At 66.2% G+C, this 24,556-nt stretch carries 27 protein-coding genes; 16 read left to right on the top strand and 11 right to left on the bottom strand.

Annotation, left to right across the window (positions count from 1 at the left end; translation table 11 throughout):
* Nucleotides 1-5: 5 nt before the first annotated feature.
* Nucleotides 6-2,189: a SpoIIE family protein phosphatase gene (locus ACQY5A_RS07060; RefSeq protein ID WP_428339661.1), complete on the bottom strand. Its 2,184-nt coding sequence runs from the start codon at nucleotides 2,187-2,189 to the stop codon at nucleotides 6-8.
* 213 nt (nucleotides 2,190-2,402) lie between these two features.
* Here ACQY5A_RS07060 and ACQY5A_RS07055 point away from each other — a divergent pair, with 213 nt between their 5' ends.
* Nucleotides 2,403-2,756 (top strand): STAS domain-containing protein, encoded by a 354-nt coding sequence (locus ACQY5A_RS07055; RefSeq protein WP_428339660.1) that lies wholly within the window; start codon nucleotides 2,403-2,405, stop codon nucleotides 2,754-2,756.
* Between the two features lie 3 nt (nucleotides 2,757-2,759).
* Here the strand turns inward: ACQY5A_RS07055 and ACQY5A_RS07050 are convergent, their stop codons facing one another.
* Nucleotides 2,760-3,947, bottom strand: coding sequence for an acyl-CoA dehydrogenase family protein (locus ACQY5A_RS07050; protein ID WP_428339659.1), 1,188 nt, complete (start codon nucleotides 3,945-3,947; stop codon nucleotides 2,760-2,762).
* Nucleotides 3,944-4,930, bottom strand: a complete 987-nt coding sequence (locus ACQY5A_RS07045) for a phosphotransferase family protein (RefSeq protein ID WP_428339934.1) — start codon at nucleotides 4,928-4,930, stop codon at nucleotides 3,944-3,946. The genes ACQY5A_RS07050 and ACQY5A_RS07045 overlap by 4 nt, the downstream gene beginning before the upstream one ends.
* Nucleotides 4,931-5,046: 116 nt before the next feature.
* Here ACQY5A_RS07045 and ACQY5A_RS07040 point away from each other — a divergent pair, with 116 nt between their 5' ends.
* From ACQY5A_RS07040 to ACQY5A_RS07015, 6 genes are all read left to right on the top strand, one after another.
* Nucleotides 5,047-5,994, top strand: a complete 948-nt coding sequence (locus tag ACQY5A_RS07040; RefSeq protein WP_428339658.1) for a class I SAM-dependent methyltransferase — start codon at nucleotides 5,047-5,049, stop codon at nucleotides 5,992-5,994.
* Nucleotides 5,995-6,204: 210 nt separating this feature from the next.
* Nucleotides 6,205-6,471 carry a hypothetical protein gene (locus ACQY5A_RS07035; protein ID WP_428339657.1) on the top strand — a complete coding sequence of 89 codons (267 nt, stop codon included), beginning with the start codon at nucleotides 6,205-6,207 and terminating at the stop codon, nucleotides 6,469-6,471.
* Nucleotides 6,468-6,623 (top strand): hypothetical protein, encoded by a 156-nt coding sequence (locus ACQY5A_RS07030; protein ID WP_325686786.1) that lies wholly within the window; start codon nucleotides 6,468-6,470, stop codon nucleotides 6,621-6,623. Before ACQY5A_RS07035 ends, ACQY5A_RS07030 begins: the two co-directional genes overlap by 4 nt.
* A gap of 64 nt (nucleotides 6,624-6,687) precedes the next feature.
* A complete protein-coding gene (locus tag ACQY5A_RS07025) occupies nucleotides 6,688-6,846 on the top strand; it encodes a DUF6131 family protein (protein WP_292990577.1) in 159 nt (52 codons plus the stop codon).
* Nucleotides 6,847-6,998: 152 nt separating this feature from the next.
* Nucleotides 6,999-7,703 (top strand): response regulator transcription factor, encoded by a 705-nt coding sequence (locus ACQY5A_RS07020; RefSeq protein WP_428339933.1) that lies wholly within the window; start codon nucleotides 6,999-7,001, stop codon nucleotides 7,701-7,703.
* 2 nt (nucleotides 7,704-7,705) lie between these two features.
* Nucleotides 7,706-9,187, top strand: coding sequence for a sensor histidine kinase (locus tag ACQY5A_RS07015; RefSeq protein WP_428339656.1), 1,482 nt, complete (start codon nucleotides 7,706-7,708; stop codon nucleotides 9,185-9,187).
* A 117-nt stretch (nucleotides 9,188-9,304) separates the two neighbouring features.
* Here ACQY5A_RS07015 and ACQY5A_RS07010 read toward each other — a convergent pair whose 3' ends face one another.
* Entirely contained in the window at nucleotides 9,305-9,790 is a 486-nt protein-coding gene (locus tag ACQY5A_RS07010; protein ID WP_428339655.1) for a lipoprotein LpqH, read from the bottom strand.
* 201 nt (nucleotides 9,791-9,991) lie between these two features.
* Here ACQY5A_RS07010 and ACQY5A_RS07005 point away from each other — a divergent pair, with 201 nt between their 5' ends.
* Nucleotides 9,992-11,818 (top strand): alkyl/aryl-sulfatase, encoded by a 1,827-nt coding sequence (locus ACQY5A_RS07005; RefSeq protein WP_428339654.1) that lies wholly within the window; start codon nucleotides 9,992-9,994, stop codon nucleotides 11,816-11,818.
* A 24-nt stretch (nucleotides 11,819-11,842) separates the two neighbouring features.
* Here ACQY5A_RS07005 and ACQY5A_RS07000 read toward each other — a convergent pair whose 3' ends face one another.
* Genes ACQY5A_RS07000 through ACQY5A_RS06980 form a run of 5 tightly spaced genes read right to left on the bottom strand, consistent with a single transcriptional unit; the run spans nucleotide 11,843 to nucleotide 16,583 of the window.
* Entirely contained in the window at nucleotides 11,843-12,814 is a 972-nt protein-coding gene (locus tag ACQY5A_RS07000; protein WP_428339653.1) for an NADPH:quinone oxidoreductase family protein, read from the bottom strand.
* Nucleotides 12,814-13,443, bottom strand: a complete 630-nt coding sequence (locus ACQY5A_RS06995) for a TetR/AcrR family transcriptional regulator (RefSeq protein WP_428339652.1) — start codon at nucleotides 13,441-13,443, stop codon at nucleotides 12,814-12,816. Before ACQY5A_RS06995 ends, ACQY5A_RS07000 begins: the two co-directional genes overlap by 1 nt.
* Nucleotides 13,436-14,728 (bottom strand): acyl-CoA dehydrogenase family protein, encoded by a 1,293-nt coding sequence (locus ACQY5A_RS06990; RefSeq protein WP_428339651.1) that lies wholly within the window; start codon nucleotides 14,726-14,728, stop codon nucleotides 13,436-13,438. Before ACQY5A_RS06990 ends, ACQY5A_RS06995 begins: the two co-directional genes overlap by 8 nt.
* A gap of 30 nt (nucleotides 14,729-14,758) precedes the next feature.
* Nucleotides 14,759-15,523 (bottom strand): SDR family NAD(P)-dependent oxidoreductase, encoded by a 765-nt coding sequence (locus ACQY5A_RS06985; RefSeq protein ID WP_428339650.1) that lies wholly within the window; start codon nucleotides 15,521-15,523, stop codon nucleotides 14,759-14,761.
* Between the two features lie 49 nt (nucleotides 15,524-15,572).
* A complete protein-coding gene (locus ACQY5A_RS06980) occupies nucleotides 15,573-16,583 on the bottom strand; it encodes a phosphotransferase family protein (RefSeq protein WP_428339649.1) in 1,011 nt (336 codons plus the stop codon).
* 82 nt (nucleotides 16,584-16,665) lie between these two features.
* Here ACQY5A_RS06980 and ACQY5A_RS06975 point away from each other — a divergent pair, with 82 nt between their 5' ends.
* Nucleotides 16,666-17,310 carry a histidine phosphatase family protein gene (locus ACQY5A_RS06975; protein ID WP_428339648.1) on the top strand — a complete coding sequence of 215 codons (645 nt, stop codon included), beginning with the start codon at nucleotides 16,666-16,668 and terminating at the stop codon, nucleotides 17,308-17,310.
* A gap of 71 nt (nucleotides 17,311-17,381) precedes the next feature.
* Nucleotides 17,382-18,419 carry a phosphotransferase family protein gene (locus ACQY5A_RS06970; RefSeq protein ID WP_428339647.1) on the top strand — a complete coding sequence of 346 codons (1,038 nt, stop codon included), beginning with the start codon at nucleotides 17,382-17,384 and terminating at the stop codon, nucleotides 18,417-18,419.
* A gap of 15 nt (nucleotides 18,420-18,434) precedes the next feature.
* Here ACQY5A_RS06970 and ACQY5A_RS06965 read toward each other — a convergent pair whose 3' ends face one another.
* Complete coding sequence (locus ACQY5A_RS06965; protein WP_428339646.1) at nucleotides 18,435-18,779, bottom strand: LapA family protein; 345 nt, start codon at nucleotides 18,777-18,779, stop codon at nucleotides 18,435-18,437.
* Nucleotides 18,780-18,856: 77 nt separating this feature from the next.
* On the opposite strand from ACQY5A_RS06965, the gene ACQY5A_RS06960 reads away from it, so the two are divergent.
* From ACQY5A_RS06960 to ACQY5A_RS06940, 5 genes are read left to right on the top strand one after another with little or no spacing between them, the layout of a single operon-like run.
* Nucleotides 18,857-19,798 carry an ABC transporter substrate-binding protein gene (locus tag ACQY5A_RS06960; protein WP_428339645.1) on the top strand — a complete coding sequence of 314 codons (942 nt, stop codon included), beginning with the start codon at nucleotides 18,857-18,859 and terminating at the stop codon, nucleotides 19,796-19,798.
* A gap of 3 nt (nucleotides 19,799-19,801) precedes the next feature.
* A complete protein-coding gene (locus ACQY5A_RS06955; protein WP_428339644.1) occupies nucleotides 19,802-20,899 on the top strand; it encodes an ABC transporter ATP-binding protein in 1,098 nt (365 codons plus the stop codon).
* Nucleotides 20,900-20,901: 2 nt separating this feature from the next.
* On the top strand, nucleotides 20,902-21,585 hold the full coding sequence (locus ACQY5A_RS06950) for an ABC transporter permease (protein WP_428339643.1): 684 nt from the start codon (nucleotides 20,902-20,904) through the stop codon (nucleotides 21,583-21,585).
* On the top strand, nucleotides 21,582-22,304 hold the full coding sequence (locus ACQY5A_RS06945) for an ABC transporter permease (RefSeq protein ID WP_428339642.1): 723 nt from the start codon (nucleotides 21,582-21,584) through the stop codon (nucleotides 22,302-22,304). The genes ACQY5A_RS06950 and ACQY5A_RS06945 overlap by 4 nt, the downstream gene beginning before the upstream one ends.
* A 41-nt stretch (nucleotides 22,305-22,345) precedes the next feature.
* Entirely contained in the window at nucleotides 22,346-22,894 is a 549-nt protein-coding gene (locus ACQY5A_RS06940) for a putative glycolipid-binding domain-containing protein (RefSeq protein ID WP_428339932.1), read from the top strand.
* Here ACQY5A_RS06940 and ACQY5A_RS06935 read toward each other — a convergent pair.
* Entirely contained in the window at nucleotides 22,857-23,795 is a 939-nt protein-coding gene (locus ACQY5A_RS06935; RefSeq protein ID WP_428339931.1) for a prephenate dehydrogenase, read from the bottom strand. The genes ACQY5A_RS06940 and ACQY5A_RS06935 overlap by 38 nt on opposite strands.
* A 137-nt stretch (nucleotides 23,796-23,932) precedes the next feature.
* Here ACQY5A_RS06935 and ACQY5A_RS06930 point away from each other — a divergent pair, with 137 nt between their 5' ends.
* Entirely contained in the window at nucleotides 23,933-24,445 is a 513-nt protein-coding gene (locus ACQY5A_RS06930) for a tRNA adenosine deaminase-associated protein (protein WP_428339641.1), read from the top strand.
* Nucleotides 24,446-24,556: the final 111 nt, after the last annotated feature.

Below are 24,556 nucleotides of genomic sequence, written 5' to 3'. Positions count from 1 at the left end.
TCACATCAGGCGATCAGGCTGAAGCTGATGGAAACCGTCGTTCCTTTTGCTGTGCAATCCAATTCCAGCCAGTCGCTGACGGCGCGAATCAACAGCAACCCGCGTCCGCGCACGCCGGGGTCGGCGGGCGCCGGCTTCCACTGGCCCTTGTCGATGATCTTGAGATCCACACGCGCGCCGTCGTTTTCGCCGTTGACTCGAATCTTGCCGAGTTTCCGCCCCTGGTAACCGTGTTCGATGCTGTTGGCGACGGCTTCGTTGACCGCCAGCACGATGTCGGCCACCCGCTCCTCGGCCACGCCGGCGCCGCGCAACCATCCCGACAGTTGGTGGCGGAGTTCGCCAAGCTGATCAGCATGGACAGTGCGGTGTATCGCCAGCGGCGGGTAGGGCCGTCGGTAGACGACAATCGCGATGTCGTCGTCGTATCCGCCCGGCGGCGCCAGCTCGCTGAGTACCGCGTCCGCGACGTCGTCGACGGTCTGGTGCAGTCCGCGTGCCACCGTCGCGCCGAGATGCTCGATCCCGTCGTCGAGTGTCACGTCCCGCCGCTCGACCAGCCCGTCGGTGTAGAGCATCAGCGTCGAGCCAGGCGGCAGCGTCAACGACGCCTGCGGGCGGGAAATCTTGCGCTGCACGGCCAACGGCACCGATCGAGCGTTGGAGATCAAGGTGTGCGGCACTCCCGGTGCGGCCAGCACCGCGGGTGGATGGCCGGCACAGCTGTAGGCGAACTCGCCGGATTCGGTGTCGAGGATGGCCAGGAAAACGGTGGTGCAGAACGCATCCGGGATCAGCTCGGCCACCGCGTCGAGCTCTTCGAGCAAGCGTGCCGGCTCGGCACCGGTGAGCAACAGCGCCCGCGCAGAGGCCCGAAGTTGGCCCATCACCGCTGCGGCCGACAGGCCGCGTCCCACGCAGTCGCCGACGATGATGCCGATCCGGTGCTCGCCGACGCGCAGCACGTCATACCAGTCGCCGCCGATTTCGAGCGGCGTCACCGCGGGTTCGTAGCGAACCGCGAAGCCGGGAGGAAGCTTCGCGGGCGCCAGCATGGCGTGCTGCAAGGTGAGCGAAGTCTCACGGGCCGCCTCGAATTGGCGCACATGCTGGATCGCCAGCCCGAGGTGACCGACCAACACGGTGACCAGCAGGCGGTCTTCGCCGCTGATCCGCCGGGGCACCCGGAGCTCGAGCCATAAGGCGACACCACCGCCGCCGGTCAGGACCGCGACGATGCCGCTTGATTGCCCTGGGGCAGTTGGGCTTTCGATCGGCTGGACAGTCAGCGGCAATTGGCGCCGGGCCTGCTCGAAGATCTCCCGAAGCGCTGGGTCGAGATTCCGCCAGTCGGGCGGCGGCCGCTCCCCGGCGACCTGAATCGTCGGCTCTTTCCCGCTGCTCGGCCATACCGCGGCAACCACCCGGTGCACATCGAGTGCCAGGCGGCACTCGTCGAGGGTGATCGTCAAGACCTCGGACATGCTCTTGGCCACGCTGACCGCCGTGGCCAAGCGCAGCACCGCGCTCTCGCGCGCAGCGAACGCGCGTTCGGCGGTGATGTCACGAAGTGTGCCCACGTAAACGTCGACGTCGGCGCCATCGAGCTTGACCCGGTTGACGTTGGCGGCGACCCACACCAGTCGGCCGTCGCGATGCCGGATCGGAGTTTCGTACTGGACCTGGGTCTCTTCGCGCAGCCTGAATTGCTGTAGCCGCGCGGCCTTTTCATCGACCAGCCATGGGTGCGGCCACCGGTAAGGCAGGCCTTGTGCCGGGTAGCCGGTGAGTTTGGCGAAGGCGTCGTTGAGTTCGGTGACCGACCCGGACATGTCGGAGACGAAGAACCCCTCCTGCAGCGAGTTCACCACCGCATTGCGGAACTCGTCGCGATCGGCGAGATCGTCGGCGCGGGCCCGCTGTTCCTCCGATCGCCGGGTCGCGGCGTCGAGCGGGGCGAGGGTGTGCAGCAGGAAAGCCAGCGCCTCCGCGCCATCGAAATCCGGAAGGTCTTGGACCAGTTGGCGGACGAGCTCGGAATGTCGTTCGACGATCGCCAGCATGCCGACGCCGTTCTCGAGCGCCCGGCGCCCCAGCTCGTTGCCGATCCCGAGATCCTTCTTGTGGGGCGCCTGTAGGTAGGCACGCAACGCGTCTGCGTATTGGGCGTGGAAATCGTCGGTTGTCATGCGGCAAGCACCGGCGCGGCGATCAACCGGGCCCGCGCGGCGACGTCGACATTGAACCTCCCGGTCCTCCGCGGCAGACATGAGTCTCGGGCCTCAGACTAACCGAGCCGCATCGCGCGCAGGCTTGCAGTACGATTTCTGCGAATTTGCCGGGTGGTCCGGGTCGGCACCGGATCCACCGGGAGTTAACCGACGTCAGACGAAGGATGGCCGTTGTCAGCTCCGGGTCCGATCACCACCTCCGTCGCGCATCGGGACGGCGCTGCGGTGGTGAGCGTGGGCGGCGAGATCGATTTGAGCACCGCCCCCGCCTTCGAGGGGGCGATCGCCGAAGCTCTCCAAGTCAATCCGCCCGTCCTCGCGATCGAGCTGTCCGAGGTGACGTTCATGGCGTCGGTGGCGCTGAGGATCCTGGCGGCCACCAATGAAAAGATCGCCGGATCGACCCGGATCGCCGTGATAGCCGACAACCAGGCCGCCACCAGGCCGATCCAGTTGACCGGCCTCGACACCATCGTCGCGCTCTACCCGACCCTCGATGACGCACTTGCCGGTTTGAGCCAGTAACGCCTAGGGGCGCAGCATTTGTCGGGCGATGGCGTATTTGTGTACCTCGGTCGGGCCGTCATAGAGCCGGAAGGCCCGCATGTCGGTGAAGATCATCCCGACCGGTGTCTCGTCGGAGATACCTATGCCGCCGAGGATTTGGACACATCGGTCGGCGACCTTGAACAGCTCTTCGGACACGTAAGCCTTGACCATCGAACTCTCGTGCCGACCGGTGCCCCGATCGCCCATGTCCAACGTCCAGCACGCCCACCAGATGGCGAGTCGGCATTGCTGCAAGGCGATCTCGTTGTCGGCGATCATGAAGCTGACGCCTTGATGCTCCCCGAGGGTCTTACCGAACGCGGTGCGCTCCCGGGCGTGACGGATTGCGATCGACTGCGCGCGAGACGCGGCGCCCAGCCAGCGCATGCAGTGGGTCAGCCGCGCCGGCGCCAGCCGCAACTGCGCGTAGCGCAGGGCCTGGCCGACCTCGCCCAGCACCGCCGAGGCGGGTAGCCGCAGATCGGTGAACCGCACCACGCCGTGGCCTTCGACGTAGTTGCGGTCCATCGTGTTCATCACCCGCTCGATCACCAGACCTTCCGGGCCGGCCGGCCCGGCTTCGCAGAGGAACAGGGTTGGGCCGTCAGGGCCGTCCGGATTCGGTGCGACGCGGGCCATGATGATCCAGGTCCGTGCGCCGTTCGCGCCGGTGATCAGCCACTTGCGGCCGTTGATGACGTAGTGGCTGCCGTCGAATTCCGCGGTCGTGTTCAGCTGGTTGGGATCCGAGCCGGCGCCGCCGGGCTCGGTCATGGCGAACACCGACCGCTGCCGTCCGTCGATCACCGGCACCAGGTATTGGTCGACCTGTTCGTTGCTGGCGATCTTGCCCAGCAGGAACATGTTGCCCTCGTCGGGGGCGGCGCAGTTGAGCGCGATCGGGCCCAGCGTCGACCAGCCGGCCGCCTCGAACAGCACCGCCTGGTCGCGGTGCGACGGTTCGCGCCCGCCGAAACGCTTGGGCGCCTGGAAAGTCAGCAAACCGGCGTCGCGGGCCAACTCCACCAATTCGGTGCGCAGGCCGTCGTCGGGACCGTGCCGGGTGAGCCGGGGATCGGTTTCGTAGGGCACGATCTTGTCGTTGACGAAGGCGCGGATCTGGTCGCGCAGCGCGGCGGTGTCGGCGGGGATGTCGAAGTCGATCATCGGGTGTCCATCAGGGTCAGGGCCTGCTCGAACAAGCTCACGGTGGCCCCGTGCAGTAAGTCCCCGACCTCCTTCGGGGCTTTGCCGGCGTAGGCCCGCGCGTGCGTGCCCTCGAGCACGATGCCGAGCTTGAAGCACGCCAACACGGTGTACCAGGCGATGTGTGACAGGTCGCGGGTGGTGTTGCGGGCGTACTGGTCGACCAGATCGCTCGGGGCGGCCAGCCCGCCCTCGGCGAACAGCGCGCCTCCGAACGCCGCGGACTGTCCCCAGGTGGCCAGCAACCAGCCCAGGTCGAGCAGCGGATCGCCGATCGTGGACATCTCCCAGTCGACAATCGCGACGACGTCGGGGCCGGTGCGGCAGAACATCACATTGGCGGCGTGGTAGTCGCCGTGCATGATGCCCGGCGTCCACTGCGATGGCCGGCCGCGGTCGAGCCAGTTGGCGACGTCGTCGACACCAGGGATGTCCGGGCCGGGGTAGTTATCGAACTCCCGATATGACTCCAGCTCTGAAAGCCAGCGTGGCACTTGACGTTCCAGGAAGCCGTCCGGCTTGCCGTAGTCAGTCAAGCCCACCGCGGCATAGTCGACCGCGCCGAGCCTGGCTAAGGACTCGGCCATCGACAACCCCATCGCAAAACGTACCGCCGGGTCGGCGGCGTGCAGCTCGGGCATTTCCTGGCCGGCGTTGAAACCGTCGATCGGCTCCATCAGATAAAAAACTGCGTCGCCGATCACGTCGGTGTCGGCGCAGCTGGCGATCAGGCGGGGATGCGGTACGTCGGTGCCGGCCAACGCCGCCAAGACTTCGGTTTCGCGCATGATCACGACGTTGCTGCGCGGCCGCAGATGCTTCGGCCCGCGTCGCAGCACGTACGGCCGTCCGGAGCGGACGAAGCGGAGCATGATGTTCTGCGTTCCGCCGGTGATCGCGGAGACGTCTTCCAGCGGGCCATCTCCCAGCCCTTGCGCCGACATCCATTCCGCGAGGCCGTCCGGGGCGTTGAGCTCCTCCACGCAAGTGAAGTTACCGCAGCGTCCTCACAGCCGGTCCACGTAATGTCCGATGCTGGCTACTAACGGCAGGAGCGACGATGGCGCGGACCGACAACGATTCCTGGGACATCACCGAAAGTGTGGGGTCGACGGCGCTTGGTGTCGCCGCGGCTCGAGCAGCGGAGACCGACAGCGAGAACCCGCTGATCCAGGATCCGTTTGCCCGCGCATTCTTGGACGCTGCCGGGCCGGGCATGTGGAGCTTGATGTCGGACCCTGAACTGTCTGCAGCACTGACCGGGCTGGTTGCGGACTTGGGTGCTCACATGCAGGTGATGGTCGATTTCATGGCCGTGCGCACCAAGTGGTTCGACGACTTGTTCCTCGACGCGGTTGCCTCCGGTATTCGGCAGGTGGTGATCCTGGCGTCCGGCTTGGACTCCCGCTCCTGGCGGCTGTCGTGGCCCGACGGCACCACGGTGTACGAGCTGGACCAGGCGAAAGTGCTGGAGTTCAAGTCCAGCACCCTGCACAACCATGGTGCGCAGCCGGCCGCGAATCTGGTGAGCGTCGCGGTAGATCTGCGCCAAGACTGGCCAACTGCGTTGCAGCAAGCGGGCTTTGACGCTTCCGCGCCGACGATGTGGTCGGCGGAGGGGCTGCTGCGCTATCTGCCTGCCGCTGCGCAGGACCTCCTGTTCGAACGGATCGACGCACTCAGCGCGCCCGGCAGCAGGTTGGCGACGAACGGGCCTTCGAAGAACGCGGTGAACCCGGATCTGTTGGCCAGCCAGCACGAGCACTCGACGCGCCTGCGGGCCGCCGCGGCCCAGGTGCTCGGCACCGAGATCCCCGATGTCGAAGAACTCTGGTATCCGGAGGAGCGCACCGAGACCGTCGACTGGTTGGGTGCGCACGGCTGGGAAGCCTCAACGATCGGCATGGCTGATCTGCTGGCCCGGCACGGTCGCGACGTGCCGGGCGACGACGTGTTGCCGCCGGTCGTCTTCACTTCGGCCCGACGTCCTGAAGCCCGGCATCCTTGATTTGCTGGCGCCGCGAAGCCGACCGACCTATCGACCGCGGCCTGGTGGTACTCGAGTACCTGTTTGAACGTACTAGCCACGGCAAAACCGCTGCTAGACACCGTCGGAGCGGATAGCCGGCGTATCGGTAGTTCAGATTTCATGTCCAAATGTTTGGACATTTCCAGGCTAGGGTATCTTGGCTAGGCTCTACGGTTTTGCCCGACATTGATGGAGGTCAGGATGCGTGGTGGAGGTTTAATCAGTGCGATTGTGGTGGTCTGGCTGGTGATCGGCGTGATCGCCGCATTCCAGCGGGATTATTTGAAAAACACCGATCAGAATTGCGCCACTTTAAGCACTATCGCCGTCACCGTATTGGTGGGTCCCTTGAATTACGCGGGGGTCAACCCGAAGGTGGCGGATTGCCATTTACCGCAACCCAGTTCGATGCCCGCTCTGGACGTCGACCAACTGATTGGAGTGGAGGCGTCGTGATCGGCCTCGGCATCATCTTGCTGATATTGGGATACGTCCTGAAAGTGGCTGTGCTGCAGACAATCGGCGTCGTCTTGCTGGTGATCGGTGCTGTGTTGTGGGTTCTCGGTTCGGTAGGACGCCCGGTGGGCGGCCGGCGTTACTGGTACTGACGCCGGCTCTTGCGAAACCATGTTCAACAACTGAAAATTACTAACAACTGAAAAGGAGTCAATCATGATCGTGCTTGGAATTATCTTGATCGTCGTGGGAGCTGTCGTTCCCACCCTCCACATCCTGTACACCATCGGCGGCGTTCTGGTGCTCATCGGTGTGATTCTGTTCATCCTCGGCGCCGTCGGCCGGCCGGTGGGCGGTCGAAAAGTCTGGTTCTAGAGGCTGACCTGCGGCTGGGTTGGCTCACAGCGGACACACAGTAGCGCCATAGCAATGCCTCATCGGACTGCGCATACTTTGTAGTTGTGAGCCAACCCCAAGCCCCCGTCGGCCAAGCCCCCGTCGCCCAAGCCCCCGTGGAACGGGTCGTCATGCGCCGCGCCGACGGAAATCCGATCAACGTTCTGGTTGTCGACGACGAACCCGTTCTCGCTGAGATGGTCTCGATGGCGTTGCGCTACGAAGGCTGGAACATCGCGACCGCGGGTGACGGTGCGTCGGCATTGGATTCGGCCCGTTTGCAGCGGCCGGACGTCGTCGTTCTCGACGTGATGCTTCCGGACATGAGCGGGCTGGATGTGCTACGAAAACTTCGCGAAGAGACCCCGCAGCTGCCGGTATTGCTACTGACCGCGAAGGATGCGGTCGAGGACCGCATCGCGGGTCTGACTGCCGGTGGCGACGACTACGTCACCAAACCGTTCAGCTTGGAAGAAGTCGTACTGCGGCTGCGCGCATTGCTGCGCCGCACCGGGGTGACGACCGAGGACAGCGGCGCGCAGCTTGTCGTCGGCGATCTGGTGCTCAACGAAGACAGCCACGAGGTGACCCGCGCCGGTGAGCCGATCTCATTGACGTCCACCGAATTCGAGCTGTTGCGTTTCATGATGCGCAACTCCAAACGAGTTCTGAGCAAGGCGCAGATTCTGGACCGGGTGTGGAGTTACGACTTCGGTGGTCGGTCCAACATCGTCGAGCTGTACATCTCCTATTTACGCAAGAAGATCGACAACGGGCACGAGCCCATGATTCACACGCTGCGCGGCGCCGGCTACGTCCTCAAGCCGGCTCGCTAGCCATGGGTGGGGGCTGGTCCCTTCGGTTTCGCCTGTTGGTCGGTCAGCTCGTCGTTCTTGTCATCGTCTGCGTCGGCATCGGCGCGGCAACCGAACTCGCGCTGTACAAGTACCTACTGGCGCAGCTCGACACGCAGCTGCACGATGCGTCGCAGCGCTCGGTGCGGATCTTCGCCGAGCCGCCCACGGCGCCGGGGCGGCATCATCCGCGACCGTTTCCCCGGCCCGGGCCGGGCCCGGTCTTTCTGGACGCTCCGGCTCAACCGGTGGGCATGGCCGGGGCGGTGGTCAAAAACGGCGGCGACATCGAGGCCGGTTACCTGACAGCGGCCGGCGGACGTGCCGCCGTGACCGACGCGGCCCGGCGTGAGCTCGGCAAGGTCGCGGTCGACCGGCCACCGGTGACCCGGGACATCGACGGCTTGGGCCGGTACCGGGTAGTCGCCGCCTACGCCCGCCGCACCGGTGACGTCATCATCACCGGCTTGTCGATGGCCGATGTGGACGCCACCATGATCCGCGTGCTGCTGATCTTCGGCGTCGTCACCGCGATCGCTGTCGCCGCGGCCACCACGGCAGGCGTCGTGATCATCCGGCGGGCGCTGGCGCCGCTGCGCCGCGTCGCCCAAACCGCAGGCGAGGTCGTCGACCTGCCGCTGGACCGTGGTGAGGTGACGTTGCCGGTGCGGGTTCTGGAGTCAGATGCCAACCCGCGCACCGAAGTTGGCCAACTCGGATCAGCGCTCAACCAGATGCTCGACCATGTCAGTGCCGCGCTGTCGGCGCGCCAAGCCAGTGAGACGCGAGTGCGCCAGTTCGTCGCCGACGCCAGCCACGAGTTGCGCACCCCGCTGGCCGCCATCCGGGGCTACACCGAGTTGGCCCAGCGGGTGGGCCAATACCCCGGTGACGCCGAGGCCGTCACGCATGCGATGAACCGCGTGCAGTCCGAAACCGAACGGATGACCCATCTCGTCGAGGATCTGCTGCTGCTAGCACGCTTGGACTCCGGCCGTCCGCTGGAACGCGGGGCGGTCGATCTGTCCCGGGTCGCCGTAGACGCCGTCAGCGACGCGCACGTCGCCGGCCCGGATCATCAGTGGGAGCTCGATCTGCCCGAAGAGCCGGTGATGGTGGCGGGCGACGCGGCGCGGCTGCACCAGGTGATGACCAACCTACTGGCCAACGCCCGCGTCCACACCGGCGCGGGCACCGTCGTGACCACTCTATTGGGCACGGACGCCACGCATGCCGTGCTGAGCGTGCGAGACAATGGCCCGGGCATTCCGCAGCAGCTGCAGTCAGAAGTGTTCGAGCGGTTTGCCCGCGGCGACACTTCGCGATCCCGCAAGGGCGGCAGCACAGGATTGGGCCTGGCGATCGTCTCGGCGGTGGTCAGGGCACACCACGGCACGATCACCTTGGAGAGCGCGCCAGGCCACACCGACTTCGAGGTCCGATTGCCACTGTCCGCTGAGTCGTGAGAGGGTTGCTGGTGCAACAGGATTGACCATCCTGAGGCGGATCCCCCCGGACGACAGCGACGCCGGGTCGTCGCTGCCGTGTCGGCTGAGTCCGTCCTATATCCGCTGGACCCCGCCCTAGGGGCAGGTCACATCGATTTCGAAGGACTTGTTCACGGGCTGCATCGGGTTGGCCATGTCCACCCCGGTCGCGGTCCCGCTGATCTTGTACTTGCTGCCGTCTTTGGTGGCTTCGGCCTTGCCCGCGCCGGGAACGCCCGAAGTGTAGCCAAGCGTCACCCCGCCGACGTTGCCCAAACCGACGGACTTCACCACTGGCGGGCTGGCGTCGGTCAGCACGACACCGATGCCGGTTTGGGCTCCACCGATAGCGATGTTCTCGGTGCCGGCGGCTGACGTGCAGGCGACGGTGCCCTGCACGTTCTGGTCTTTGCCGTCGATGGTGACCTTCGCTGTCGACGAGCCACTCGAGGCGGTGGCGCCGCTACTCGAGTTCGACGCGCTACTAGAACCGCCCGACGACTTCTTGTCACTCGAACAGCCAGACAGACCCACGACGACAATCGCCGTCGCCGCGGCCGCGACCGTTACTGAACGCTTCACCCGGTACTCCTTTGTTGAGGTTGCGGCCCGTCGGCAATGACGTGCCGTTTCGGCAGTATGCAGCTTTGCTGAAACCGCGGATAGCCTTTCGGCAAAATTTGAGCTGCCTGTTGAGAGGGCATGCGCGCGCTTTACCGGACGTTTGCCAGTCGGCTTCTCGTTTGGCCAGTCCCGGCTCAGCGAGGCTGCGATGATCAGCCAGTGGACTCACTGCCGTTCGACGACACCGCCGATTTCGCCGACGCGGACCGGGGATTCATCGGTGCGCTGACGCCGTGTGTTGTCACCGCGGCCGACGGCCGGGTGGTGTGGGACAACGATGCGTACGCCTTCCTGTCCGGCGACGTCCCGCCGACGGTGCACCCGAGCCTGTGGCGTCAGTGCCAGCTGACCGCCAAACAAGGCCTCTACGAAGTCGTGCCCGGCATCTACCAGGTTCGCGGCCTGGATCTGTCCAACATCAGCTTCGTCGAGTCAGACACCGGGCTGATCGTCATCGACCCGCTTGTCTCCACCGAGGTGGCCGCCGCGGCGCGGCAGCTGTACCGCACCCACCGGGGCGATCGGCCCGTCGTCGCGGTGATCTACACCCATAGCCACGTCGACCATTTCGGCGGCGTGCTGGGCGTGACTTCACAGGCCGACGTCGACGCCGGCAGGGTGGCGGTGCTGGCGCCGGAAGGGTTCACCGAGCACGTCGTGCAGGAGAACGTCTATGCCGGTCCCGCGATGACGCGCCGCGCCAGCTACATGTACGGCACCCTGCTGGTGCGGGGGCCGGAAGGACATGTCGGTTGCGGTTTGGGACAAGTGCCGTCGCAGGGCGAGGTAGCGCTGATCGTGCCGACCGTCGACGTTGCGAGCACGGGTGAAACCCACACCATCGACGGGGTAGAGATCGAGTTTCAGATGGCGCCGGGCACCGAGGCGCCGGCTGAAATGCACTTCTACTTTCCGCAATTCCGCGCGCTGTGCATGGCTGAGAACGCCACGCACAACCTGCACAATCTGTTGACGCTGCGCGGTGCGCTGGTCCGCGATCCGCACGCGTGGGCCGGGTACCTGACTGAGGCGATCGATTCGTTCGCCGACCGGACCGATGTGGTGTTCGCATCGCATCACTGGCCGACGTGGGGACCCGAGCGGGTGGTCGAATTCCTTTCGCTGCAACGTGATCTGTACGCGTATCTGCACGACCAGACGCTGCGGCTGCTCAACCAGGGCCACACCGGGGCCGAGATCGCCGAGACCATGCAGATGCCGCCGGCGCTGGAGCGGGCCTGGCACACCCACGGGTACTACGGTTCGGTGAACCACAACGTCAAGGCGATCTACCAGCGCTACATGGGCTGGTTCGACGGCAACCCGACCCGGCTGTGGCCGCACCCGCCGGAAGCGCTGGCCGGCCGGTACGTCGAGGCGATCGGCGGCATCGACCGGGTCGTCGAACTCGCCCAGCAGGCATTCGACTCCGGCGACTTACGTTGGGCGGCAACGCTGCTCGACCACGCGGTTTTCGCCGACGAGACCCATCCCGGCGCCCGCGCGCTGCTGGCGATCACGTTGGAACGGTTGGCGTTCGGCGCGGAGAATGCGACGTGGCGCAATTTTTTCCTCTCCGGGGCAACCGAGTTGCGCGACGGGAACTTCGGCACCGCGACCCAGGCCAACTCGCCGACGCTGATGTCTGCGCTGACGCCGGAGCAGATCTTCGACGGCCTGGCCATCAGCATCAACGGGCCGCGGGCCTGGGATCTGGACATCGTCATCGACGTCACGTTGGCCGATCGCGAGGCGAACTACCGGCTCGCATTGCGTAACGGTGTGCTGGTGCATCGTCGGGCGCCCGCCGACGCGGGCACAGCAGCCGCGACGATCAAGCTGGACAATGCTTTTTGCCTGGTGATGCTCGGAATGGGGGATGTCACGTCACCGGGATTCGAGCTCGCTGGCGACCAGGCCGCCCTGCAGCAGTTCCTCGGCGTGCTCGACCGGGCCGACCCGTCCTTCAACATCGTCACGCCGTGACGCTGCGAGCTCCTTCGCGGAATGTCATGGCACGTCGATAACCACCTTGCCGATCGCCTTACGGTCGGCGACAAGCCGTAACGCCGCCGCGGTGTCGGCAAGCGGGAACCGCGCACCGATATAGGGTGAGATGATTCCGGTGGCGAACATCTCGGTCAACTCCCGCATGTCGCGAGCGGAGTCGTCCGGGCTGTCGGTGACGAACGTACGAATCTCCATGCCGCGGACCGTGATTCCCTTGAGCAAGACGAGGTTCAGCGGAATGGCTGGGATTGCGCCCGCGGCGTAGCCCAGCGTGACGAAGGTGCCGCCGCGGGCGAGGGCTCGTAGCGCGGGCTCGGCGTAGCTTCCGCCGACCGGGTCGAGCACCACCCGGGCGTCGTCGCCGGTGAGCTCGCGAATACGCGTCTTCAGGTCTTCCCGGTCGTAATCGACCGTCGCTTCCGCGCCGCGCTGCCTACAGAGCTCGAGCTTCTCCGGGCTCGACGCGGCGGCCAGCACCCGCGCTTTCATCGCCACCGCGAGGTCCACGGCCGCGAGGCCCACGCCGCCCGCGGCACCCAAAACGACCACCCAATCGCCCGGTTGGACGGTGGCAATCGATCGCAGCGCGTGGTAGGCCGTGCGGTAGGTGACGCCGAATGCGGCGGCAGACGCGAAGTCGACGCCGTCGGGAATTCCGGTCACCATCATCGAGTGCAGCAGCACCTGCTCGGCGAGCCCCCCGACGAACGTGGTCGCCGAAACCCGTTGACCCGGAGTGAATGTTGCTCCTCCACCGACCGCGATCACCTCACCGGCCAGCTCACTGCCCGGCGTGAACGGCACCGGAGCCTTGACCTGGTACTTGCCTTGGATCATCAGCACGTCGGGGAAATTGATCGCCGCCGCGTGCACCCGGACGAGCACCTGACCCGGTCCCGGCACCGGATCGGCGACCTCGTCGACGACAAGGTCTTCCGGCGGTCCGTAGGCGTGACAGACAACGGCGCGCATCAGCTCACTCCCAGTCCACGCAAGCAGAACGTCACCACGTGATCGACATCGGCCGGGGCGGGCCGCTGTGCGGAATCCAGATAGCGCCGCATCGCCGACACCGTGGAGTAAAACACGGCGTCGGTGTCACGCTGAATGTCGTTGCTGCCCAACGCCGCAATCGGGTCGACGAGCAGATCGCGCATCGGCCGCATGATCGCGTCGTCGGCGACCCGCCAGTCGGCCGTGCCCGAAACCTGGCCGGCAGCAGCACGACTCATGCTGATCAGGTGTGGATCGGCGACCTGCGCGAGGGCCCCCTCGATCCAACGCCGCACCCGGCCCGCAGGTGTACGTTCCTTGGTCATCTGGTGCTGCAGGTACGAGACGACGATTCCGACGCCGCGTTCCATCACAGCGAGGATCACGTCGTCTTTACCGGCGAAATAGCGGTAGAACGCCTTGTTCGACGAGCCCGCCTCGGTGACGATGTCACTGACCCGCGGCGGTTCCGGCGCCACCCGTTCCATCACCCGCACCGCGGCGGCCAGAATGCGTTCGACCTCCTCGGTCGCGTCCCGCTGACGGTCGTCGAGCGCACGCTCGACAGCTGCGGTGACGCGGCTACTGGCCAACGCTCTGTCAGACAAGGGCGGCACCGTATTTGGCGCGGACGGCCTCGCGGCGGACGTCGAGCATTTCGCTGGGCCACTCGGCACTCTCGGCTTCGACGTTCTTGAGCAGCATCCGGGCCAGGTTCACCTTGTGAGCCTCGGTCGGACCATCGGCCAGGCCGAGTGCGATGCCGCCCAGCAGGACGTTGACCAGCGGCATCTGGTCGGTGAGCCCGAGTGCGCCGTGCACCTGAATGGCCCGTAGTGCAATCGATTTCAGTACCTGCGAGGCAAGGATCTTGCACGTCGCGATCTCGGCGCGGGCACCGTGCTCGTCGCCGCTGTCGATCAGCCAGGCGGCGTGCAGCACGGTCAACCGGAAGGGCGTCAGCTCGGTGTAGGAGTCGGCGACAAACTGCTGTACCAACTGCTTGTCGGCCAGCAAAGCACCTTGCGTGAACCGGCTTTTGGCGCGCCGCGCCATCATTTCCACAGTGCGCTGGGCCATTCCGATCGCGCGCATCGCGTGGTGGAGCCGGCCGCCGGCCAGCCGGGTCTGCAGGATCAGGAAGCCCTGGCCGGCCTCGCCGAGCAGCGCACTGGACGGCACCCGCACGTCGTCGTAATGGACCAGCGAATGGCCCGGCTCGTGCGGGTCGGCGCCGAACAGGTGGTGGTTCGCTTCGATCTTGAGCCCCGGGGTGTTCGCCGGGATCAGGAAGGTCGATGCGCCATGATGGACCGCGACGTCAGGGTTGGTGATCGCGACGACGATGAAGAACGAAGCGACGGATGCGTTGCTGGAGAAGTACTTTCGTCCGGTGATCACCCAGTCGGCATCATCTTCCGGCGTGGCACGCCGGGCCGTGGTGGTGAAGACCCTGGGGTCGGCCCCACCCTGCGGCTCGGTCATCGAGAAACAGGAGAAGATCTCGCCGGACAGCAGGCCGGACAGGTAGCGGTCCTTCTGGTCTTCAGTGCCGAAGCGGGCGATGATCTCGGCGTTGCCGGTGTCGGGCGCCTGGGTCCCGAACACGATCGGCGCCCACGGGCTACGGCCCAGGATCTCGTTGATCAGCGTGAGCTTGACTGCGCCGAAGCCCTGGCCGCCGAGTTCCGGCCCGAGGTGCGGCGCCCAGAGACCTTGGTCGCGGACCTGCTGTTTGAGTGGGTCGATGATTCTGCGCCGCTCGTCGTTGAGCGGCAAGAATTCGCAACCGGGGAACAGCACCTCCAGCGGCTCGACCTCCTCGCGAACGAACTCGCGGATCCAGTCGAGCTTCTCGGCGAATTCCGGTTCGGTGGAGAAGTCCCATGCCATGTCGAATGCTCCTACGTTGGTTGAGGAAAATCAGGGGATTCCACCGTCGGCCCGCACGATCGAGCCGGTGGTGAAACTGGATGCGTCGGAGGCTAAAAACAATGCGCCACCTACGATTTCGGCTGGGTTGCCGGCCCGCTGCAACGACAGGCTGCCGAACGGATTGTGCGCGGCCTGCTCGATATTCCACGACTTGCTGACGTCGGTGAGGAAGGGGCCGGCCATCAGCGTGTTGACCCGGACCTTCGGCCCGAGTGCCCGCGCGAAGCCCTCGGTCATCGCGTTGAGCCCGGCCTTCGACGACGCGTACGGGATGATGTCTGGCGCGGGGCGTAGCGAGCCCGCGGTGCTCACGTTGATGATGGACCCGCGACCGGCCGCCACCATCCGCTCGCCGACCAACGCGGACAACCGAAACGGACCCTTGAGGTTCAGATTCACCACGGCGTCGAACAGTTTCTCGGTGACGTCGGTCAGCTTGTCGTACAGCGGTGACATGCCGGCATTGTTGATCAAGGTGTCGACCTTGCCGAACCGCTCGTACACCGCGTCGACGAGTCCGTCGAGTTGATCCCAGCGACCGACGTGCACCTGATAGGGCATCGCCGTGCGACCGGTCTCACTTTCGATCTCGTCGGCGACCGCGACGCAGTTCTCCATTTTGCGGCTGGCGATCACCACGTCGGCACCGCAGCGCGCGACGCCGAAAGCCATCTCCCGGCCCAGCCCACGGCTGCCGCCGGTGATCAGTACAGTCTGGCCGGTGAGGTCGAAAAGCTTCTCGGCATAACTCATTCGCGCCGCTCCTCCTCATCGCTGCGCTCTGAATCGTCGTCGGCGCGACTCATTTGAGCGCCCCGGCCATCGCGGCCGCGGTGGCGATCAGTTGCGGGACCATCGCCCCGAACGCGTCCTGGATCTTCGGGTCGACCTTGCCGCTGCGCACTCCCGCAGCGTAGGTCTTCTCCAGCACGATGCCGAGCTTCCAGTTGGCCAGCACCAGGTAGTAGTCGATGTGTTCGGTCGACAGCCCGCTGACCTTCTCGTAGCGCTCGAGCAAGTCGCTGCGTGTCGGCATCCCCGCCATGTCGAGATAAAACCCGTCTTGCTTCGGGTTTTCGCCGTCGTAGCCCAGCAGGCACCAGGCCAGATCCAGCAGTGGATCGCCGACCGTGGTCATCTCCCAGTCCACGATCGCCGCCAGCCGGGCCGGGCTGCCGTGGGCGAACATGACGTTGGCGAACTGGTAGTCGCCGTGCATGATGCCCGGCGTGTAGTGCGCCGGCCGGTTGCGGGTCAGCCAGTCCGCGGCCTCGTCGAGCCCGGGCAGCTCGCGCACCTGGTAGCTGTCGAGGAAGGCCCGCCAGCGATCGACCTGCCGGTCGTGGAATCCGTGCGGCCGTCCGAAACCGTCCAAACCTTGGGCTCGCCAATCGACTCGGCCCAGCTTGGCCGCGCCCTCGACGAGCTCGAATGCCAGGTCGCGCCGCGCGGTCAGGTCGCCGTCGAATGGGGCCTCCCAGCCGCCGTCCATCGGGCTCCAGCCGTCGATCGCCTGCATCACGTAGAACGGCTTGCCGAACAGCTCGCCGCCGTCGTCGGCGATCAATTCGGCGTGGGGTACGTCGGTACCCCGCAGGGCGCGGACCAACCGGATCTCGCGGAGCAAGCCGTCGATACGCGCAGCGTCGGCGCGCTCGCCGGGCATGCGCAGCACCATGCGCTCGCCGCCCCGGTGGATCAGATACAGCGTGTTCTGCGAACCGCCGGACAACGTCTCGAGCCGTGGCAGCTCACCGTCGCCGGGAGCGCGGTTCGTGTCCAGCCAGCGTCCGAGTTTCTCTGCGTCCAGCATCTGCACACCCCGATCTCCGTCCGGAGAATAGCATTCTCCGTCGGAATGGCAAGGCCGTCAGAGCCCGTGAAAAGCTATGCGGATGCAGTTGCTTCTGGTCCGGCATGCGTTGCCGCTTCGCAGCGAGCCCGACCAGGGAGCCGACCCGAAACTCTCCGACGAGGGGCTGGCGCAGGTCGCGCGTCTGCCGGAGGCGCTTGCCCGCTTTCCGATCACCCGGGTGATCAGCAGCCCGCAGCGCCGCGCGGTGCAGACGGCGGAACCGGTCGCTGCAGCGCGAGGGTTGGACATCGAGGTCGATGACCGCTTCGCCGAATACGACCGGGAGTTGCCGGTCTACATCCCGATCGAACAGATCCGCGCGGAGAACCCGCGAGAGTGGGCGCGGATGGCCAGCGGGCACCTGCCGAGCTCTGTCGACGAGGACGCGTTTCGGGCGCGGGTGCAGGCCGCCATCGACAATGTCGCCGCAACCGCCGAGCACGACGACACCGTCGCGGTGTTCAGCCACGGCGGGGTGATCAACGTGGTGCTGCACGAGATTCTCGGGACGCGACGCATTTTGTCGTTTCCGATCGACTACGTCTCGGTGACCCGGCTGCTGTTCTCCCGGTCCGGTCAGGCCAGCGTGGTCACGGTGAATGGCACCGAACACGTGTGGGACCTGCTGCCGCGCAACCGGCGTGACACCGCCCGCCGGAACGACGATGCAGCCGGCAACGGCTGAGGTGGGGGTACCTCCCAGCCGCGGAGCGGCTAGGGGGCGAGTCCGGCAGTTAGACCTGGTAAACAAGTCCCGTGACTCTAGAAGGGCTTGACCTCCCTGCGCTGGACAAGCATCTGCGATCGGTCGGCGTGAGCCGGCACGGGCAGCTGACCGGACAGCTGATCTCCGGGGGCCGCTCCAACCTGACCTTTGTGATCGCCGACGACTCGTCGAAATGGGTGCTGCGCCGGCCGCCGCTGCATGGGCTGACGCCCTCGGCGCACGACATGGCCCGGGAGTACACCGTGGTCGCCGGGCTGGCCGGCACCGACGTTCCGGTGGCCCGTGCCGTCACGCTGTGCAATGACGACTCGGTGCTCGGAGCGCCGTTCCAAATGGTCGAATACGTTGCAGGGCAGGTGGTGCGCAGCCGGGCCGAGCTCGAGGCCATGGGCGACCAGCACGTCATCGATGCCTGCGTCGACGGGCTGATCAAGGTGCTGGCCGACCTGCACGCCGTCGACCCGGCCGCCGTCGGGCTCGCTGACTTCGGTAAGCCGAGCGGATACCTGGAACGTCAGGTCCGGCGATGGGGTTCGCAGTGGGAGCACGTGCATCTGCCCGACGACGACCGCGACGCCGACGTCGCGCGGTTGCGTGCGGCGCTGCAAGACGCCGTCCCCCGGCAGAGTCGGACGTCGATCGTGCACGGCGACTACCGGATCGACAACACCATCCTCGATGCCGACGACCCGTCGCAGGTCCGTGCGGTCGTCGACTGGGAACTGTCCACGTTGGGCGATCCGCTCAGCGACGCGGCGCTGATGTGCGTCTACCGCAACCCGTCGCTCGACCTGATCATCAACGCCCAGGCCGCGTGGACCTCACCGCAGGTGCCCGAAGCCGACGAGTTGGCCCACCGCTATTCGGAGCTCTCCGGGACCACGTTGGCGCACTGGAACTTCTATATGGGGCTGGCCTATTTCAAGCTGGCCATCATCGCGGCCGGTATCGACTTTCGCAGACGGATGTCAGAAGGGGCGAACGATGCTGAAGCCGCCTCCGACCGGGTCGGCGAGACAGTAGCGCCGTTGATCGCGACCGGCCTCGCTGAACTGCACCGGGCTTGATTTTTCGGGCCCTGACTAGCGGCCCGCCACGAGGTTCTTCTTGGCGGCCCGACGCAACTGGTAGATCCGTGCGGTGCCGGCCAGAAACGTGATCAGGCCACCGCTGACCGCAGCCAGCAGGATCGCCACCCCGAGCGGCAGGGTCCAGTGCCAACCGAGAAAGGCGAAATCGCCCGGCGAGGTGTTCTGCGTGATGAAGATCAGCAGCACGATCAGGATGAAGAAACCCAAGGCAAGGAACGACCATAGGCCGGCGGTACGGGTGAACTTCACCGCTGATTCGGGCGGCGGGACCCGGCCCGGGCTTGATGCGGGTAGTACTGGCGGCTCTTCGGGGGACACCGACGGATCACTGCTCATAGTGTCATCTTTACCCGTTTGCGGCCTGAAGTGAACCGAACCACCGCGACAGGCGTTCAACGCTAGTGTCGGTTGCTATGAGCGTGCTGCGTTTGCGCGGTTACCGCGTCGCGGCGTGGTTGGCTACCGTGTGCTTTGCCGCGACCGCCTGCGGGAGCACAAATCCGCTCGGCGGCGCCTCGAGTGACCCGAACTCGATCGTGGTCGGGTCGGCCGGGTTTCCGGAGTCCAAGATCGTCGCCGAGATCTACGCACAAACGTTGCAGACCAACGGGTTCAGCGTCGGTCGGCAGATGGGCATCGGCAGCCGGGAGACGTATGTCCCTGCGCTGAAAGATCATTCGATCGATCTGGTGCCAGAGTACGTCGGCAACCTGCTGCTCTACTTAGAGCCAGATGCCACCGCGACGATGCTCGACGATGTCGAGCGGGAGCTGAGCAAACGGCTGCCGCCGGACTTGTCGATCCTGACGCCGTCGCCGGCGTATGACACCGACACCGTTACGGTCACCACCGCGACCGCCGCCAAGTGGAACCTCAGGACGATCGCCGACCTCGCCCCGTACTCAGCCCAGGTGAAGTTCGCCGCGTCCTCGGACTTTCAAGTGCGGCCGTCCGGGCTGAAAGGGCTTCGACAGCGTTATGGACTCGACATCGCTCCGGTGAACTTCGTCGCGATCAGCGACGAGGGAGGGGCCGTCACCGTTCGCACCCTGGTGGAGCAAAAGGTCAACGCGGCCAACATCTTCAGCACGTCACCGGCGCTGCTGCAGGGAAATCTGATGGCGCTCGATGATCCGCTGCATAACTTTCTGGCCGAAAATATTGTCCCACTGGTGAATTCGCAGAAGAAGTCCGACCGGCTCACCAAGGTGCTGGACGCGGTGTCGGCCAGGCTGACCAGCCGTGAGATGGCCAATCTCAACGCCTCGGTGTCCGGAAACTCCGGTGTGGACCCCGACGAGGCGGCCCGCAAATGGATACATGCCAACAACTTCGACCACCCGATCGGCAGCTGAACCGTGATCAGTTTCCACGAGGTTCACAAGGTCTTTGACGACGGCACCGTCGCCGTCGACCGACTGAACCTGGAAGTGCCCCCAGGAACGCTGACGGTGTTCGTCGGACCGTCGGGGTGCGGTAAGACGACTTCGATGCGGATGATCAACCGGATGGCCGAGCCGTCGTCGGGGACGGTTGTGGTCGACGGCGCTGACGTCGCAGGCGTCGATCCGGTGCGGCTGCGACTCGGCATCGGCTACGTGATCCAGGGCGCGGGACTGATGCCGCATCAGCGGGTGATCGACAACGTCGCGACCGTTCCGGTGCTCAAGGGCCAGTCGCGCCGAGTGGCCCGCACGGCCGCCTACGCGGTGCTGGAGCGGGTGGGCTTGGACGCCAAGCTGGCCGAGCGCTACCCGGCGCAGCTCTCCGGCGGCGAACAGCAGCGCGTCGGTGTCGCGCGCGCGCTGGCGGCGGATCCACCGATTCTGTTGATGGACGAGCCGTTTTCGGCGGTGGACCCGATCGTGCGCTACGAGTTGCAGCGCGAAATCCTGCACCTGCAAGCCGAATTGCACAAGACCATCGTGTTCGTCACGCACGACATCGACGAGGCGATCCGGCTCGCTGACCGCGTCGCGGTGTTCGCCCGCGGCGGTGTCTTGCAGCAGTACGACGAGCCGGCCCGGTTGCTGTCGCGGCCGGCCAACGACTTCGTGGCCCGAATGATCGGCGCCGGTCGTGGCTACCGCTGGCTGCAGTTCCTCGATGCGACGAAGTTGCCGATCCACCACCTTCCTACGGTCACCGACGCGGCGACTGTCGGCGAGGGGCAGCTACGCGACGGTTGGGCGCTGGTGGTCAAACCCGACGGCACGGCATTGGGCTGGATCGACGCGAACGGCGTTCGCAAGCATCGCGGCGGCGCATCGCTGCGTGACAGCGTGACATCGGTCGGCGCGCTGTTCCGACCCGGCGCCAACCTGAGCCAGGCGCTGGACGCTGCGTTGTCGTCGCCGGCCGCGATGGGCGTGGCCGTCGATAAGGCGGGCAAGGTCACCGGTGGGGTGAGCGCCGGTGATGTGTTGGCCGCCTTGGATTCTCACCGTCGGGATTAGCCGTGCACTATCTGCTCAATCACCTTCCCGCGGCGTGGGCGCTCACGGTCATCCACCTGCGGCTGTCGCTGGTTCCGGTGCTGCTAGGTCTGGTGTTTGCGTTGCCCTGGGGTGTGCTGACGTGGCGCATTCCGGTGCTGCGACGGTTCACCACGGTGGCCGCCAGCGCGGTGTTCACCATTCCGTCGCTGGCACTGTTCGTGGTCCTGCCGCTGATCATCCCGACCCGAATCCTGGATGAAGCCAATGTCGTTGTGGCGCTGACGCTTTACACCTCCGCGCTGCTGGTGCGGGCGGTGTTGGAGGCGCTCGATGCGGTCCCGGCGCAGGTGCGCGACGCGGCCAGCGCCGTCGGCTACCGCCCGATCACTCGGGTGGTCAAAGTCGAACTGCCGCTGTCTATTCCGGTGTTGGTGGCGGGCTTGCGCGTCGTCGTCGTCACCAACATCTCAATGGTCTCGGTCGGCGCGGTGATCGGCATCGGCGGCCTGGGTACCTGGTTCACCGACGGATATCAGGCCAACAAGAGTGACCAGATCGTGGCCGGCATCATCGCCATCTTCGGCCTGGCCGTCGTGATCGACGTCGCGCTGATGCTGGCCGGCCGGCTGGCCACACCCTGGGACCGGGTGTCGCGGCCCGACCGCCGGCTGCTGACCGCACCGGTGGTGGGCGGCTCGCGATGAACTACCTCAGCCAGGCGCTGTCGTATCTGTTCACCGCCGACAATTGGTTCGGTCCGGTCGGCCTGGCAGCCAGGACAGTGGAGCATCTGGAGTACACCGCCGCCGCGGTGGCGGTGTCCGCGCTGGTTGCCATCCCGATCGGTTTGGCCGTCGGGCATACCCGGCGCGGCACCCTGGTGGTGGTCAGCCTGGTCAACGCATTGCGCGCGTTGCCGACGCTCGGCGTGCTGCTCCTGGCTGTGCTGCTCTGGGGGCTGGGCTTGATACCTCCGATCGTCGCGCTGATGCTGCTCGGGATTCCGCCGCTGCTGGCGGGAACGTATGCCGGGGTGGCAGCGGTGGACCGCACGGTGGTCGACGCGGCCCGCGCCATGGGCATGAGCGAATTGCGGGTGCTGCTGCGGGTCGAGGTGCCCAACGCGCTGCCGCTGATCGTGGGTGGGCTGCGGACCGCGACGCTGCAAGTCGTCGCCACCGCCACGGTGGCGGCCTACGCCAGCCTCGGTGGGCTGGGTCGCTACCTGATCGACGGCATCAAGGTACGCCAGTTTCACATTGCGCTATCCGGCGCGCTCATGGTCGCGGCACTGGCGCTGATCCTCGACGGCGTGCTCGCCTTCGCGGTGTGGGCGTCGGCGCCCGGTACCGGGCGACTGCGCCGAACGCCACACCACCAGCCGTCGAAATATGTCCAGCCGTCGCCTAACGTGGACGCGTGAGCCAAGCCCACTCAGACCCGACGAACAGTGCGCGGTCAACGATGCTGACCTGGCGTTCACAGGATTCCCGGCGGATGGAGTCGGTGCGGGTGCAGTTGTCCGGCAAGCGAATCAAGGCCAACGGGCGAATCGTGGCCGCCGAGACCGACACCAATCCGGCCTTCGCCGCCTACTACGACCTGCTGACCGATGAAACCGGCGCGACCAAGCGGCTCGGCATGACCGTCACCCTGGCCGAGCGGGAACGGCAGCTCGTCGTCGCCCGTGATGACGAGAACATGTGGCTGATCACCAATCATCAGGGCGACTCGCGAGCGGCCTACGAAGGCGCACTGGATGTCGACGTGGTTTACAGCCCGTTCTTCAACACGCTGCCAATCCGCCGGGTCGGCCTCAACGAGCACGCCGAGTCGATCACGGTGCCCACGGTCTACGTGAACCTGCCGGATATGAGCGTGGTCTCCGCGGCGATCAGCTACAGCAGCATCGGCGACGGGATGAAGGTGCACTCGCCGACGTCAGACACCACGCTGACCGTCGACGCCGACGGGTTCATCGTGGATTACCCAGGCTTGGCAGCGCGGATCTGATCACCCCGCCGGCACGTCCGGCGGCCGCCAGCTCGGCCCGCCAGTTCTCGGCGCCGACGAACACCCCGACAATCTCCGGCCGGGGGAAGCTGTCGTAGCGGGCGCGGGCGGCATGCCCACCTTCGACTATACTTGCCACAGAATCATTGTGCGCCAGTGACTTTCGGGCCTCGGTGAGCAATTCGATGGCCCGGTCCACCCGCGGCAGTAACTGACTCGCGTTCGCTTCGCACATGGCCCGCACCAGATCCGGCGCGCTTCCGGCCACCCGGGTGCCGTCCCGGAACGAGCCAGCGGCCAGAGCGAAAGCCAGCGGCACCTCGCCGGCGGTGATCGCCAGGGCCTCGGCGAGCAGGTGCGGCAGATGTGAGATCGCCGCCGCGGCTGCGTCGTGTTCATCGGATCGGGCCGGCACCACGACCGAACCGCAATCGAGCGCCAACTGCAGCACCGTCGACCACACTGCGGGATCCACGTGGTCGTCCACGCTGATCACCCAGGGGGCGCCGGCGAACAGACGCGCATGCCCCGCCTCCCAGCCGGAATGCGCGGTGCCCGTCATCGGGTGGCCGCCGACGAAGCGCGCCTGCAGGCCTGCGGCGGTGACCGCGTCGAGCACGGCGCTCTTGACGCTGGTGACGTCGGTGAGCGCGCAGTCTGCGGCGGACTGGCTGATGTGGCTCAGCAGGATCGGCAACGCCGGCATCGGCACTGCCAGCACGATCAGCGCGCCGACGTCGGCAGCCCGGCTGAGCGCGGTGTTCAGATCGGTGATGGCGTCGAATCCGTCGAAGCGGGCCGCCTGGGCCCCTTCAACCGAGCGGTTGTAGCCGAAGGCTTCGCGACCGGCTTCGGCGGCGGCACGCAGCAGCGAGCCGCCGATCAGGCCCAGGCCCAGCACGCATACCGGGGTCTTCGAAACAGGATGAGCCACCCACCAAGGTTGGCATATCCGTGTGAAAAACCACCGTGCTATAGCACCGGAACCGGCACCCATTTGCTGGTCAACCGGCTTCTGCGCGACTAGCGTAGGCGCCCATGGGAGCACAGCGGGCGTCTGCACAGGCCGGTACTCCGGACGGATTCGGTGTGGCGGTCGTGCGCGAGGACGGCAAATGGCGTTGCTCGGCGATGGGGCCGAAGGTCTTGGTCAGTTTGTCCGCGGCCGAGACCGAACTGCGCGAGTTGCGCAGTGCCGGCGCCGTTTTCGGCCTTCTCGACGTCGATGACGATTTTTTCGTGATCGTGCGGCCGGCACCGTCGGGAACCCGGCTGCTGCTTTCGGATGCGACCGCGGCCCTGGACTATGACATCGCCGAAGAAGTGCTGGACAACTTGGACGCGGACATCGAGGCGGATGATCTTGAAGACGCCGACCCGTTCGCAGAGGGTGACCTCGGGTTGCTGTCCGACGTGGGGCTGCCCGAGGCAGTGCTCAGCGTGATCTTGGACGAGACCGACCTCTACGCCGATGAGCAGCTGGGCCGCATTGCCCGCGAGATGGGCTTCGCCGATGAACTGTCGTCGGTGCTCGACAAGCTCGGTCGGTGATCGCAAGCGCGGCGGAGCCGGGCGCAGCGGGTCGCCGCCATAAGGCCGGTCGGTGATCGCAAGCGCGGCGGAGCCGGGCGCAGCGGGTCGCCGCCATGAGGCCGGTCGGTG

It is taken from the genome of Mycobacterium sp. (assembly GCF_965277065.1).
In the GTDB taxonomy this organism is placed as follows: domain Bacteria; phylum Actinomycetota; class Actinomycetes; order Mycobacteriales; family Mycobacteriaceae; genus Mycobacterium.
Note: the sequence above shows the minus strand (reverse complement) of the source record. Positions and strands in the feature narration are given on the sequence as shown.

What these genes read in the sequence shown, in the direction of transcription:
- ACQY5A_RS06945 (WP_428339642.1), top strand. Translation starts at nt 21,582, where the DNA reads ATGAACTACCTCAGCCAGGCGCTGTCGTATCTGTTCACCGCCGACAAT.
- ACQY5A_RS07020 (WP_428339933.1), top strand. Translation starts at nt 6,999, where the DNA reads ATGCGCCGCGCCGACGGAAATCCGATCAACGTTCTGGTTGTCGACGAC.
- ACQY5A_RS06930 (WP_428339641.1), top strand. Translation starts at nt 23,933, where the DNA reads ATGGGAGCACAGCGGGCGTCTGCACAGGCCGGTACTCCGGACGGATTC.
- ACQY5A_RS06940 (WP_428339932.1), top strand. Translation starts at nt 22,346, where the DNA reads ATGCTGACCTGGCGTTCACAGGATTCCCGGCGGATGGAGTCGGTGCGG.
- ACQY5A_RS06975 (WP_428339648.1), top strand. Translation starts at nt 16,666, where the DNA reads ATGCAGTTGCTTCTGGTCCGGCATGCGTTGCCGCTTCGCAGCGAGCCC.
- ACQY5A_RS06965 (WP_428339646.1), bottom strand. Translation starts at nt 18,779, where the DNA reads ATGAGCAGTGATCCGTCGGTGTCCCCCGAAGAGCCGCCAGTACTACCC.
- ACQY5A_RS07000 (WP_428339653.1), bottom strand. Translation starts at nt 12,814, where the DNA reads ATGCGCGCCGTTGTCTGTCACGCCTACGGACCGCCGGAAGACCTTGTC.
- ACQY5A_RS07060 (WP_428339661.1), bottom strand. Translation starts at nt 2,189, where the DNA reads ATGACAACCGACGATTTCCACGCCCAATACGCAGACGCGTTGCGTGCC.
- ACQY5A_RS06990 (WP_428339651.1), bottom strand. Translation starts at nt 14,728, where the DNA reads ATGGCATGGGACTTCTCCACCGAACCGGAATTCGCCGAGAAGCTCGAC.
- ACQY5A_RS06980 (WP_428339649.1), bottom strand. Translation starts at nt 16,583, where the DNA reads ATGCTGGACGCAGAGAAACTCGGACGCTGGCTGGACACGAACCGCGCT.
- ACQY5A_RS07045 (WP_428339934.1), bottom strand. Translation starts at nt 4,930, where the DNA reads ATGTCGGCGCAAGGGCTGGGAGATGGCCCGCTGGAAGACGTCTCCGCG.
- ACQY5A_RS07050 (WP_428339659.1), bottom strand. Translation starts at nt 3,947, where the DNA reads ATGATCGACTTCGACATCCCCGCCGACACCGCCGCGCTGCGCGACCAG.
- ACQY5A_RS06985 (WP_428339650.1), bottom strand. Translation starts at nt 15,523, where the DNA reads ATGAGTTATGCCGAGAAGCTTTTCGACCTCACCGGCCAGACTGTACTG.
- ACQY5A_RS07040 (WP_428339658.1), top strand. Translation starts at nt 5,047, where the DNA reads ATGGCGCGGACCGACAACGATTCCTGGGACATCACCGAAAGTGTGGGG.
- ACQY5A_RS07035 (WP_428339657.1), top strand. Translation starts at nt 6,205, where the DNA reads ATGGAGGTCAGGATGCGTGGTGGAGGTTTAATCAGTGCGATTGTGGTG.
- ACQY5A_RS07025 (WP_292990577.1), top strand. Translation starts at nt 6,688, where the DNA reads ATGATCGTGCTTGGAATTATCTTGATCGTCGTGGGAGCTGTCGTTCCC.
- ACQY5A_RS06960 (WP_428339645.1), top strand. Translation starts at nt 18,857, where the DNA reads ATGAGCGTGCTGCGTTTGCGCGGTTACCGCGTCGCGGCGTGGTTGGCT.
- ACQY5A_RS07015 (WP_428339656.1), top strand. Translation starts at nt 7,706, where the DNA reads ATGGGTGGGGGCTGGTCCCTTCGGTTTCGCCTGTTGGTCGGTCAGCTC.